Origin of the sequence: Microcoleus sp. S28C3 (assembly GCF_036700785.1) — a bacterium.
Taxonomy (GTDB): Bacteria; Cyanobacteriota; Cyanobacteriia; order Cyanobacteriales; family Microcoleaceae; genus Microcoleus; species Microcoleus asticus.
In genome coordinates, this window is record NZ_JAUBPO010000088.1 from 9922 (window position 1) to 22921 (window position 13000).

Genomic DNA, 13000 nt, shown 5'->3' on the forward strand with positions numbered 1-13000 from the left:
AATTTGGTCACAAGCCCCCGGATTTATCAGTAGGCTCAATTCTTCAATCTAAAATCTAAAATCTAAAATCTAAAATCTAAAATCGATTGACTCTCCATTTACCCATAATTAATGACTGACAATCAAGCAATTTGGTCACAAGCCCCCGGATTTATCAGTAGGCTCAATTCTTCAATCTAAAATCTAAAATCTAAAATCTAAAATCGATTGACTCTCCAGTTTTTTACAGCCGTTTGCAATGTCTGTGGCAGCCACTTATCGTACTGAGGATAAACAGGCAAACGCTTTACGAGTTGCCATCCCGCTGCTGCTAAAATTTCTGTTAAAGTTTGGTGTTGCAAGTGAGGATAATCGGGATTAACTTCATCCAGCGGCCCGATTCCTCCTAAATCTCTAGCACCAGCTTCTAAACAAGCAAGTAATATGTCTGGCTGTGCAACTAAATTCGGCGGAATTTGTAGCCTGATTTCATCAGGTAAAATGCTGCGGGCGATCGCAATTACTTCCGGCATTTTTGTAGCATCAAAAACTTCACCGTCCCAACTTTGCTGATTTCCAGGACTGTGCGGCTGGAGGATAACTTCTTGAATGTGATTGTAACGCGAATGAATCCGGGCGATCGCCTCTAAAGTCTCCACCCAATCGCCCTCACTTTCCCCAATTCCCAGCAGCAAACCAGTTGTAAACGGAATCTTTAATTTCCCAGCCCATTCTAACTGTTGCAGCCGCAGCGCCGGCACTTTACTCGGTGCGTGTCGGTGTACCGTTTGTAACAAATCAGGGGCAAGTTGTTCTAGCATCAGCCCCATCGATACATTCACCTCTTTTAACTGTGCCATCTCCTCAAAGCTGAGCGGCCCCACATTAGTATGCGGCAAAAATCCCAGAGCAAGTGCCAGTTCACACAAATCGTAAATCCGCTGCAACCAAGCTTTTCGCCGTTTACTTTGAGGATGTACCTCGCCGCTGAGGATGAGAATTTCAATTACACCTTGAGTTTGCAGGAAGTTGAGCTGTTTTTCGGCTTCTGGTAGCGTCAGCCAAGGACTTTGCAGGGGTTCTGCCCGAAAATTGCAATAGGTGCAGCGGTTAAAACACTCGTAAGTGGGAACCAGAGTATAAGCAGGGCTGTAGGTGACTGTGCGGGACATTTCTTGGGATTTTTATCGATCGGACTTGTGCAACAACATATATCTGTGCAGTGCGAGTTTTGCGATCGTCAACCGCAACCCTTCATCTATCTTAACAAGGACGCCTGTCCCGAATCTCGTTGCCGAGGTAGATTATGAGTATTCTTCATTTGTGGGCGATCGTCCACAAATTCCGCCTTCTGCTTTTAAACTCCCGATACAGCAAGGCTTCTGGCTTGGAATAAGCATAATTTATCTTAAGTATAAGAAAATTTGTGCTTAGAAGGCCTTTACAAACAGAAATAAAAGCTTTATCTTTATTTACATGGCGGAACACAAAGCCGTCACGAACATTGAAAACCAAATAAAGCAATCATAAAACCATGACCACAACCTTACAGCAGCGCGAAAGCGCCAACCTGTGGGATCAGTTTTGCAACTGGGTCACCAGCACCGAAAACCGCATTTATGTAGGTTGGTTCGGCGTCTTGATGATTCCCACCTTGCTCAGCGCCACAATTTGCTACATCATCGCCTTCATCGCTGCCCCTCCAGTGGACATCGACGGCATCCGCGAACCAGTAGCAGGTTCCTTGATGTACGGCAACAACATCATCACAGGTGCAGTTGTTCCTTCATCCAACGCCATCGGCTTGCACTTCTACCCAATCTGGGAAGCAGCTTCCCTCGATGAGTGGTTGTACAACGGCGGCCCCTACCAATTGGTAGTATTTCACTTCCTGATCGGCATTTTCTGCTACATGGGTCGTGAATGGGAACTGTCTTACCGCTTAGGTATGCGTCCTTGGATCTGCGTCGCTTACTCTGCACCAGTTGCAGCAGCCACCGCAGTATTCTTGATCTACCCCATCGGACAAGGCAGCTTCTCTGACGGTATGCCCTTGGGTATCTCCGGCACATTCAACTTCATGATCGTGTTCCAAGCCGAGCACAACATCCTGATGCACCCCTTCCACATGTTGGGAGTAGCTGGTGTCTTCGGTGGTAGCTTGTTCTCAGCCATGCACGGTTCTCTCGTTACCTCTTCTTTGGTTCGCGAAACAACCGAAACCGAATCCTTGAACTACGGTTACAAATTCGGTCAAGAAGAAGAAACCTACAACATCGTCGCAGCCCACGGCTACTTCGGTCGTTTGATTTTCCAATACGCTTCCTTCAACAACAGCCGTTCCTTGCACTTCTTGTTAGGTGCATGGCCAGTAGTCGGCATCTGGTTTACCGCTTTGGGTATCTCCACGATGGCTTTCAACTTGAACGGTTTCAACTTCAACCAATCGATTATCGACTCTCAAGGTCGTGTCATCAACACTTGGGCTGATGTCATCAACCGCGCTAACTTGGGTATGGAAGTAATGCACGAGCGCAACGCTCACAACTTCCCTCTCGACTTGGCTGCTGGTGAGACAACTCCCGTAGCAATGGTTGCTCCTTCTATCAACGGCTAAGTTTTAGCTTGAGATTACAAAAAGCGCTCCTAGAAATAGGGGCGCTTTTTGTTTGGGGAAAAATAATTTTATCGACATCCTTTTTCCTTCTTCCTTCTATCCGTTACCCCCGTTACCCACATTACATCCATCCGTTGCCTTCCTTCTTCCTTTTTCTTTCTTCTTTCTTCCTTCATCCTTTAATTTTTTATGATTACTATAGAATATGGCCACTAAGCCGATCGAGAGACTGTGACATACTCCCACACTAAATCTCATATTATGGTCTAGGATTCCAATAGTCGGATTCAGAAAATGTTGAGCTTGCCATAAAGTGTTCGCTAGCAGCAATGCAATTGTGTCAATTCCAGAATCTAACCATAGACAAATGTAGCTGATCGGAGTCGCTCCTCACCGTCCCAAGCGCTCTATCTCTAAGGAGGATTTGTATTATGAAAGATGGACAAGAAGTACGCCGCGTCTCCACAGCAGTGATTGCCGGTGTTTGCGGGTTAGCTTTAGTGGCAGGAGGGGGAATTGCCTGGTGGACGGCGAACCGTTCGCCAACCCCTGCAGACACGCACTCTTCCGCTCCGACTACCGCTCCGGCGCTGTCCCCAAGTCCTGCGGAATCCCCTGCTGTAATTATCCCGGTACCCCCTCCAAATCCTGTCCAAGCGCCTACAGCTCAGACGCCTACCGCTCAGACGCCTACAGCTCAGACGCCTACAGCTCAGACGCCTACCGCTCAGACGCCTAACGCTCTGGTATCAAAGTTGCCTCAGCTCAAGCCTTTGCCGCAGCCGGCAGCCCAGACAGTGCAAGTCTACTGGGTTAAAGATGCCAGTGGCAAATTTGAGGGAGTTCCTACGAAAGTAGCTGTCAAACAAGCGGACAAGCCTGATGCAACTTTACAAGCTGCTTTTAACAGTTTGTTGGCCGGGCCCAAGGATGCAAATGTTTCTAGCGAAATTCCTAATGGGACAAAACTCCGGGGTTTGAGTGTCAAGAATGACGGAGTTTATGTCGATTTGTCGGCAGAATTTACTTCGGGGGGAGGTAGCAATTCAATGACTGGCCGATTAGGGCAAGTTATCTATACGGCTACGAGTTTACAACCGAATACCAAGGTTTGGATTTCGGTGGAAGGCAAGCCTTTAGAACTTTTGGGTGGCGAAGGTTTGGAGGTGGCTCAGCCGAGTACCCGCCAAAGTTTTGACAAAAATTTTCCCCTTTAGTAATTATGAGTCATTAGTGAGAAGTCATTAGTTAGGAGTCATTAGTCATCGGTCTGAAGACAGAGAGTAGGGATTGATAACTGATGACTGATGACTGATGACTGATGACTGGCGACTAATTTTCAGTGCTTGGTAGTCAGGCTAAATGCGCGAAAGTGTAGGGCTTGCTGTTCGATCCGGCTGGCAAGCCGATCGCACACCATATTACACAGCTCGAAAATTAACTCGTCCTGCACCTTATAATAGGCTGAAGTCCCTTCACTCCGGCGAGTAAGGATACCAGCTTGGAGCATGAGTTTTAGGTGCTTAGAAACATTGGCTTGACTCGTTTGAGTAGCTTCCACCAACTCTTGCACGCATTTTTCGCCGTCGCGAAGCAAGTTCAAAATTCGTAAACGCATTGGCTCGCTCAAAATACTGAAATACTCAGCAACTTGTTGCACAACCTCTTGCGGGACAGGCTGGGATGACTTCATCAAACTCACCGGAGAGAAGTGATCTGGAACTATTAGCATTTATTCCATAACAATAAAGTAATCTTTTAATCCGGATTAATTCGCATCAAAACTTGACCGTATTCCACAGGTTCCCCATTTTGAACTAAAATTTCCATCACTTGACCGGACACTTCATCAGCATCGATCTCGTTCATCAGCTTCATCGCTTCGATAATACAAACTGTCTGGCTGACCTTGATGCGATCGCCCACATTGACAAAAGGCGGCTCGTCGGGAGCAGCAGCGCGATAAAAGGTTCCTACCATCGGCGAGATAATTGGCACCCATTTCGTATCGACAGGAGCAGTCACGGCAGCAGGCACGGCGACTGGTGTGGCGGCAGGGGCCTCAGCCAGAGCTGCTCCTACATTTTGGTCAACAGCAGGAGGTGAGGCTAAGGTGGGGCTAGCAACAGTGCCCAACGCGCTCGGAGCGACTGTCGCCACGGCAGCAGGGAGCGCAGCAGCGGTGCCTGGTGAACTTGCCAGAATGCCTTTGCGCACTGTCAGTTCAAGATCCCCACTTTTTAAGGTCAGTTCCGAAATGCCTGTTTTGTCTAATACAGTTAGGAGTTCGCAAAGCTGGTTTAAGTCTAGTTGCACAGCAGATTCAAGGGTAATTGAGAATTGAAAATTGAAAATTGAAAATTGAAAATTAGGAATCCGGCGACGCTAGGAGAATTCACCGAGTTTGGAGGGCAAAGGGATAGTTTTTAAGCTGTGAGCGATGAGTGTTGAATTTTGACTTCTTTAACTCATAACTCAGAACTAAAAACTAAAAACTCCCTTTTCCTCCGTCGTTTCTACTCTCGGCCGAGGTACTTGTCTTCACGAGTATCAATCCGAATCCGTTCTCCAATGGAAATAAATAGAGGCACCATAACCTGAGCTCCGGTGGAGACGATGGCGGGTTTGCTGCCGCCGGTGGCAGTATCTCCTTTGACTCCCGGATCGGTTTGCAGCACTTCCAAGACAACAGAGTTGGGCAGTTCCACTTCCAGGATTTGGTCGTTCCAGCGAAGGATGTTGACTTCCATCCCTTCACTGAGGTACTTGACACGATCGCCTATTTGCTTGGCACTGAGGCGACTTTCCTCGTAAGTTTCCATATCCATAAAGACGAACTGGTCGCCCTCTTTATAGGTATGCTGCATCGCGCTCTTTTCCAAGTTGGCTTGAGGCATAGTCTCGCCTGCCCGGAAGGTTTGTTCTACTACGTTTCCGGTTTGGACGTTTTTTAATTTTGTCCGCACGAAAGCCGAGCCTTTTCCTGGCTTGACGTGGAGGAATTCGATAACCCGCCACACGCCGTTATTCCATTCAATTGAAACACCTGGTCGAAAGTCGTTACTGGAGATCATATAAATTTTTGCGGGCAATCCCGTCGCCTTGCCGGCACGGGGGAACTACAGTCAGTCGATTTTAGATTTTAGATTTTAGATTTTAGATTTACTCCACAGATAAATTTGGGAGATTGAACCTTGGTCTAAAATTTTGATCTCTCCACGACAGGAGTCTGGGGATTGTATCCGTTTTTGAGCGGCTCAAGTTAAAGCCGCAGTCTAGCTAACGGCATCCAAAAGCAATTGGCATTTTATTTTACCGTTCAAAGGGAGCAAGTGCTGTACAGAAAGCTAAAAAGCTCTCAAGGGAAGGAAGTTCGGCAACGAGCAGTGTACGGCAAACGGATAGAAGGCCGACAGCGCTGTGGGAAGATAATAGAGGCAATAAAAGTTAAAGTTATGTTGCATTGGCCTAATTTCTCGATCGATACGTGCAAGCGCTGGGTCAAAACCCTCGCTTTAGCACTCCTGCTGTTCACTCTCGGACTGAGTTTCAGTGCAGTCTCCCATGCCAAACGCCCCAGCAGCAGTATGCCTGCTGGGAATGCGATTACCGACGGCCGGGCGCTGCTGCGCTTCGCTTTACCTATTGACAATCAGACTGTGCGAGATTTGCAAATCAGTCTCGAAGACATTGGCAACCACATACGGTCTAAACGTTGGGGGCCCATTAGCAGCGATGTCAGCAAGGCTTCCAGGATTCTCAACCTTCGGGAATCTGACATTTTAGCGAGTATTCCCGAAGCCAAAAAGCCGGAAGCTGAGGTGCTACTTGCACAAGTCAAGGAGGGAATTGCTCAACTGGAAAAGGCTGTTGAGGCTAAAGACAAGGAAAAAGTGATTGACTTGAAACCCACAATCCTGGGTTCGGTAGGCGAAATCGAAGAGTTGATGGTGACAAAGTTTCCGTTTGAAGTGCCGGCCAAGTATGCTAATCTGCCTCAACTCAAAGGGCGCGCTACTGTGGCCGTACAAACTGAAAAAGGGGAAATTACTGTAGTGGTTGACGGCTACAGCGCGCCGGTTACGGCTGGTAATTTTGTGGATTTAGTCGATCGAGGTTTTTATGACGGTTTGCCGTTTATTCGATCGGAAGAATCCTACGTTTTGCAAACCGGAGACCCCGAAGGCAAGGAAGAGGGCTTTATTGACCCAGGTACTGGCAAATACCGGAATGTTCCGCTGGAAGTGCTCGTCAGGGACGAAAAGGAACCTGTTTACGGGATTACTCTAGAAGATGCGGGGCGCTATCGCGACGAGCCTGTTTTGCCTTTTTCTGCTTTCGGTACTGTGGCCTTGGCCCGCTCTGAAGCTGAACCCGACAGTGGTTCTTCTCAGTTTTTCTTTTTCTTGTTTGAACCTGAACTCACGCCCGCTGGCCTGAATCTGTTGGACGGCCGATATGCTGTTTTTGGTTACATGATTGAAGGAAAAGAAGTTTTGGAGAAACTGAAGCAGGGAGACAAGATTGTATCTGCTAAGGTAGTTAAAGGAATCGAAAATTTGGTGCGACCTCAAGTTTAATTAATGACAGCGATTGAAATCGCTGCTTGTCAAAAGTGAAGGCGATTGAAATCGCTTCTGCACACACAAAGCCCGCCTGCGCGGGCTAAAAAATCAATAGTGACAGCCCTTGAAATCTTTTCTAAATAAAGGTGAAGGCGATTGAAATCGCTTCTGCACACACAAAAGCCGCTGAGGCGGGCTGGAAGAAGAGATAATTTTTATAGTTTCGTTATTGAAATCAGGAATTTAATCGAGAGTATGGCAATTTTAGAATTTTTATTGGTAATTGGTTTGGGGGGGTTCGCAGGATTGTTGATTGTAAAAAATGTGAATGAAAACAAGCAAAAACAGCGATTAGATGAGGCTTTTTATCAGTTGTTGGAAAATCAAAACAGTCAGGTTTCGCTGATTCAACTAGCCGCTAATGCTAGGGTTGAGGCAGAAGTTGCTCAGCAGTATTTAACTCGGCAAGTTAAGATTTTTTCGGCGGTTTTAGAGGTAGATGATGAAGGGGATACTTTTTATAGGTTTCCTAGGTTGCGCTTGCCGCCGAGTTCGGGTAAGGAATGGTAAGAAAGTGCGATCGACTAATTCAAATTTATGCAAGTTAAAGATATCGGTGAACAAGGCCTTTTAAGAATATTGCAAAAATTCTGCCCCGCAGAGATAGTGGGTGATGATTGCGCTGTCATGGCTACAAATCCCAACCAATCTCTTGCTATCACTACAGATATGTTGGTGGATGGAGTGCATTTTAGCGATCGCACTACGGGGCCTTATTACGCAGGATGGCGCGCCGCAGCGGCAAATTTGTCGGATCTGGCGGCTATGGGAGCAAGGCCTCTGGCGGTGACTGTAGCCCTTGCTGTGGCGGCAGATACGGCTGTGGAGTGGGTTGAAGAGTTTTATCGAGGGATGACGGCTTGCTTGCAAGAATATCATACGCCGATCGTCGGTGGCGATGTTGTGCGATCGCCCGTGGTGACGGTGGCGATTACGGCTTTCGGACAAGTTGAGCGCGATCGTACCATTCGTCGGTCAAATGCGCGATCGGGCTGGGCGATTGTGGCTACCGGCGTTCACGGAGCATCGCGCGCGGGATTAGAATTGCTGTTAAATCCAGAATTGGGGCAAAATCTTACAGAAGTCGATCGAGCTTCCTTAATTCTCGCTCACCAACGCCCTAAACCGAGACTGGATGTTTTGCCGGTTGTTTGGGAAATATTAGGTTCCGAAGGCGCGATGGAACCCCCCCTCAGTCCCCCCCTTACCAAGGGGGGGAAGCAAGATTTCAATTCTCCCCCCCTTAGTAAGGGGGGGCTGGGGGGGGTTCAATCCCCAATTGCAATCGCCGGAATGGACAGCAGCGACGGTTTAGCTGATGCGATTATTCAAATTTGTCGGGCTAGCGGTGTTGGCGCAAAAGTCGATCGCACAAAAATACCAATTCCCGATATTTTCAGCGAAATAGTATCAACCGAAAAAGCTTTAGATTGGGCATTATACGGCGGAGAAGACTTCGAGTTAGTGCTGTTTTTGCCGATCGCAAATGCTCAGTTATTAGTAGAACAAATTGCTGATGGTGCTGCGATTGTGGGAATCGCTACGGATAGCACAGATATCTGGTTAACTGATAGCAGCGGTATTTACCCTGATATTGTATTAAAGCTCGATCGAGGATTTCAACACTTCTGAATTATCTTGCTTGTCTGCGGAGGCAGACTTTGTTTGTGTAGCCGCGGTTTCAACCGCCGGGTTCCTGATTCGACAGTTCTTCCACCTCCAGCAAAGTATGATTAACTGGTGGACTTTGGGAATCGGGTAATTGTGAAACTGATTTACGACCAAGCAATCTCAATCTACCATTAATTTTCCATGTCCCATTAATCAAACCAACAACTCCAGCAACAATTACCACAGCCAGGAGACTCCACAACAGGCTAGCTATAGCAGGATGAATGCGATCGCCCGCTTGAGGTATTCTGATAACTAGCGGTGTCTGAACATAAGCAGAAACAGCAGAAACCACTATCCCTCCAGCCCCTAAGCCAGCACCTAATATTTGAATAGTTTTTTCCAAAGAGCGATCGCTTTCTGTTTGTTCGATTTCTACAATGCCTCCCACTAAATCTACCGCAATCTTAATCAAATCAGTGCCATGTTTAAAATAGCCTAAATCGCCCTTAATTTGTTCTTGAAAATACCGACAACTTCTATCAACAAAAAACTTAAATGTTGTCAATTCATCAGTTGGTAGCTGCCATTTATCCCCAATTTGAAACAACTTTTCTTGATAATTATAAACCTGAATACTAATCGTGTTATTGAAATCTTCTAAATATTCCAATGCTCTTTCATAATTCAAACTTTCTCGAAGTAACTCTTTTAGTTTTACTTTCAGATCCTTTAAAGATTCATCTATATTAACACTTGGCCCCGAATTAACCTCGGTTGGCAATCCAATCCGAGTCACTTTTGTGATTTTTGTTTCCAAGCTTTCGATTATTTGCTCAATTTCTAAATATCGTTTCTTAAGTAGAGCGTAATTTCTGCGACTATCAATAAAAGCTTTAGTGATTTTATGGCGGTGATAAAATAGCTCAAACAAAGGTTGAACAATCTTGGCTAATTTCCCCTCAATGTCATCATCAACGAGATAAACAAACACCTGTATTTCTTTTTTGGGAGAACTATACTCAAAAATCGGAGAATCGAATAACTCATCAGCATGGTAAAAAGGTGGACGCACAGATACTTCTGGGAAGAGATGCTTTAAACATTCATCTGCAACTTGGCGGAAGTCATTTTTACTTGGCTGTGGATAAGTTTTTGATTTGTAAGTAATCAAAATGGTTTGTCCTAGCCAATTTTCATGACTATCAGCAACTAGGAGATTATTAACACTAAATTGTGTTAGTGCTGCTGAGATTTCTAGGTCTTTGTTTTCCTCCGTTTCTGGGCTGCCAATTCTCCCTACAATGCCTTCACTATCATCAAGACGGCAAAATCTTAAGGAACCATTGATTTGATGATTTGAATGCGTGAATTTCTCGGCTCTCGTGAGGGGATAACTGAGGTTGGCTTGAGAAAAAACTTTGCTTTTGTCGGGGCTAAAATGTTGCCAGAAGTTATTTGCCCAAGTCCAGATTGAGTTAGCTTCGGTTTTGCTTTCGCTGCTGAGTTGGTAGCTGTAGATATAGATTTGGGGATGGTCAATTTTTAGCATCTGGTGCGGGGGGATTTGAGCCTTGATCAAGGCGTTTTTTCAAGTTTGCTTCTAGCTTTTTGATATCAGGATAGGTATTCGTGAGTGTGTCATAGCCCGGTGTGACTTCCGGTTCTGCATCATCGAGATTTTTGCGAGTCAAATTGGCAATATCCTTTGCCACTTCGGGAAAATCTTGATAGACTTTATTAATAGCTTCTTTAACTACTTTATTAGTAGCATCAGACTCAGCTATCGGCAAAATAGTCTTGAGTAATTCTTCAATAAATGGCGGAGTCAGAATCTCTGGGGCTTCGGTAATCGCGTTATAGATTTCCGACAAAATCAGGTTTTTCATCATAAGTTTACCTCAAAAATTGATATTGTTTGAATTGGAAACCGATGCTATCGATACCGTAGTAGGGTGCGTCGCTATCGACAATCTATACATAAACTCGAAAATCTGGCAGCGACGCACCCTACAACTGGATTATAAACCTATGGCACAAAACGCTCCCCAATGATAAACATCGCCGTAGGGTTTTACGGTTGGTTTGTAACGTCCTAGATATTCTGTAACATCTTCTTTTTGCTCTCCATCGAAACTCTCCGAACCTTCCACCCATTCTACCAAATCAGAAGTAGTGGCGGACTTAAACCAGCGCTGGGTATCGTGGAGGGCTTGACCAATGCTAACTCCAGGTTTTAGTACCTCATAGAATTTTACCATGATCAAGGCAGTCGAGAGGTCATTGACTGCCCAAAGACTGGCCAAAGTTCCCATTGCTCCCGCGTAGAGAAATCCCGTCGCTAATCCAATATAATCGGAGCGATTCTGCGTATCAATTAGCGCGGTTTCGCAGGCGGAAAGCACCACTAGGCGGCACTGTTTGAGTCGCAGTCGGAAAATTTCAGCCAAAGTCAGGCATTTGTCAATATCGGCTGTTTTGCCTTCGCGCCATTCAACATAACGCTCGGATGAGCCTAAATCTGATCCCCCTAAATCCCCCTTAAGAAGGACTTTGAGTTGTTCTTGCTCCCCTAAATCTGATGCCCCTAAATCCTCCTTAAGAAGGGGGACTTTGAGAACATCTTGCTCCCCCCTTATTAAGGGGGGCTGGGGGGGATCTCCGGGTTCGACAAGAGGGGCTTTGAGCTCTTCTTGCTCCCCTAAATTCGATCCCCCTAAATCCCCCTTAAGAAGGGGGACTTTGAGTTGTTCTTGCTCGCCCTTTATTAAGGGGGGCTGGGGGGGATCTGCCGCGATGATACCCCCTGACAAAATCAGAAACGACTTCAGCGGATCGTCAGCATTAAACGAGCCGTGACAGGAAAAATGCGCGCAATGAGCATTTTCTAACTGCTCTAAATATTGTTCCAAAAGATTAGTTTTACTCGCTTGTGAACCCGGAAGAATTTGACTGATGGCGAATTTGGGGGCGATGCTGGCCACTTCCACATCGGTGTAGGGAAGATCCGAGGTGGGGTTTTGCAGGGCGAGGAGTTGGTCAAAATTCGGGTGGATTGTAATCTGTTGGAGGAGTTGGCAACTGGGGCTGTATTGAATTCCTTGGGTGAATCTATCTAACAAGAATTCGTCGTCGGTTAGGGGTAGGGCGTGGAGGGGGAACAGGTGCAGCAACCAGTGGGGAATTAGGATTAAGCGCGTACTTGCTGAGGGCAGAATGGTGGTGATTTGGAGGATTTCGGCAAGACGCTGGAGATAGTCGGAGAGTTGGGTTTGCCAGTGAATTTTGCTTTGTTTGTAGTCGGCCCGGTAGTCGTTAACTAAATCGATTAATTCATCGCATTGACGGTTGCGATGCACTGTCAGCACGTCGGGGTAAGTGAGGACAAAGGTGATGATTTCTTGGTCGGTGATGTACCACTCAATTAAGGCGGTGTCTGGGGTGAGGAGTTGGGTAATTTCGGTGAAAGTAATGGGTTTTAGGAGTTGGGGAGTTTCCTGTTTTTGGGCGATGACTTCGGCAAGGTTGCGGGCTTTGTTGGCTTCGGCATATAAGAGTGCTTCTTGGTTGCTTTCGCGATCGAGACATACCTGCACCATGCCTGTGTAGAGTCTATCCCACTGCAAGTCGTGTTTTTGCTTGGTTTCATTTTGCGATTCCAACTTCCGCAGTTGGGCGGCTCCGGCTATGGCATTTTTAAAAGTATCGTAGGCACTTTGGAGAGTTGCTGCTTTTTGGTTTGTGTCTTCTGGTTTTTCTTGGTTGATGTAGTCTAGTTTTGCCAGATAAGCCCAACCCAAGTTATTTAATGTTTCTACATTATCGATCGGGAAATCCTCAAGGGTACGAACAGTTAAAGCAGCCTCATAAAACTCGATCGCCCGTTCCAGATTTTCTGCCCGCGAACCGTTTATCCTGTCACTGTAGGCAACAGCTAGGTTATTTTGAGTCCTTGCCCATTTTTCAGGGAAAGCCTCAAGAGTATAGACAGTTAAAGCAGCCTGATAAAACTCGATCGCCCGTTCCAGATTTTCTGCCCGCGAACCGTTTATCCTGTCACGGTAGGCATTAGCTAGGTTATTTTGAGTCCCTGCCCATTTTTCAGGGAAAGCCTCAAGAGTATAGACAGTTAAAGCAGCCTGATAAAACTCGATCGCCCGTTCCAGAT

At 46.3% G+C, this 13000-nt stretch carries 12 protein-coding genes; 5 read left to right on the forward strand and 7 right to left on the reverse strand.

The genetic code is table 11. From position 1 onward, the window contains the following. Window positions 1-197 precede the first annotated feature (197 nt). Window positions 198-1151, reverse strand: coding sequence for a 7,8-didemethyl-8-hydroxy-5-deazariboflavin synthase subunit CofG (gene cofG / locus QUA13_RS23310; protein WP_333202325.1), 954 nt, complete (start codon window positions 1149-1151; stop codon window positions 198-200). A 362-nt stretch (window positions 1152-1513) separates the two neighbouring features. On the opposite strand from cofG, the gene psbA reads away from it, so the two are divergent. Both psbA and QUA13_RS23320 read left to right on the forward strand, forming a co-directional pair. Continuing rightward, the gene (gene psbA, locus QUA13_RS23315) at window positions 1514-2596 is read left to right on the forward strand and encodes a photosystem II q(b) protein (RefSeq protein WP_172186093.1); all 1083 of its coding nucleotides are present in this window, start codon (window positions 1514-1516) and stop codon (window positions 2594-2596) included. Between the two features lie 431 nt (window positions 2597-3027). Beyond that, window positions 3028-3813, forward strand: coding sequence for a GerMN domain-containing protein (locus QUA13_RS23320; protein WP_333202327.1), 786 nt, complete (start codon window positions 3028-3030; stop codon window positions 3811-3813). 122 nt (window positions 3814-3935) lie between these two features. On the opposite strand, the gene QUA13_RS23325 is transcribed toward QUA13_RS23320, so the two are convergent. From QUA13_RS23325 to efp, 3 genes are all read right to left on the reverse strand, one after another. Further along, the gene (locus tag QUA13_RS23325) at window positions 3936-4328 is read right to left on the reverse strand and encodes an ArsR/SmtB family transcription factor (protein WP_246277063.1); all 393 of its coding nucleotides are present in this window, start codon (window positions 4326-4328) and stop codon (window positions 3936-3938) included. A 26-nt stretch (window positions 4329-4354) separates the two neighbouring features. Next, entirely contained in the window at window positions 4355-4912 is a 558-nt protein-coding gene (accB, locus tag QUA13_RS23330) for an acetyl-CoA carboxylase biotin carboxyl carrier protein (RefSeq protein WP_333202330.1), read from the reverse strand. Window positions 4913-5112: 200 nt separating this feature from the next. Then, window positions 5113-5670, reverse strand: a complete 558-nt coding sequence (gene efp, locus QUA13_RS23335) for an elongation factor P (protein ID WP_333191822.1) — start codon at window positions 5668-5670, stop codon at window positions 5113-5115. Window positions 5671-6051: 381 nt separating this feature from the next. Between efp and QUA13_RS23340 the strand changes: the two genes are divergently transcribed. From QUA13_RS23340 to thiL, 3 genes are all read left to right on the forward strand, one after another. After that, complete coding sequence (locus QUA13_RS23340) at window positions 6052-7176, forward strand: peptidylprolyl isomerase (protein ID WP_333202332.1); 1125 nt, start codon at window positions 6052-6054, stop codon at window positions 7174-7176. 240 nt (window positions 7177-7416) lie between these two features. After that, the gene (locus QUA13_RS23345; RefSeq protein ID WP_333202334.1) at window positions 7417-7731 is read left to right on the forward strand and encodes a hypothetical protein; all 315 of its coding nucleotides are present in this window, start codon (window positions 7417-7419) and stop codon (window positions 7729-7731) included. Window positions 7732-7758: 27 nt separating this feature from the next. Next, window positions 7759-8853: a thiamine-phosphate kinase gene (gene thiL / locus QUA13_RS23350; RefSeq protein WP_333202336.1), complete on the forward strand. Its 1095-nt coding sequence runs from the start codon at window positions 7759-7761 to the stop codon at window positions 8851-8853. 49 nt (window positions 8854-8902) lie between these two features. Here thiL and QUA13_RS23355 read toward each other — a convergent pair whose 3' ends face one another. The 3 genes from QUA13_RS23355 to QUA13_RS23365 all read right to left on the reverse strand — a co-directional run. After that, a complete protein-coding gene (locus QUA13_RS23355; protein WP_333202338.1) occupies window positions 8903-10006 on the reverse strand; it encodes a hypothetical protein in 1104 nt (367 codons plus the stop codon). A 364-nt stretch (window positions 10007-10370) separates the two neighbouring features. Continuing rightward, window positions 10371-10724, reverse strand: a complete 354-nt coding sequence (locus tag QUA13_RS23360; protein WP_333202340.1) for a hypothetical protein — start codon at window positions 10722-10724, stop codon at window positions 10371-10373. Between the two features lie 129 nt (window positions 10725-10853). Next, window positions 10854-13000: CHAT domain-containing tetratricopeptide repeat protein (locus QUA13_RS23365; RefSeq protein ID WP_333202342.1), on the reverse strand; the 2147-nt coding region annotated here is incomplete at its 5' end.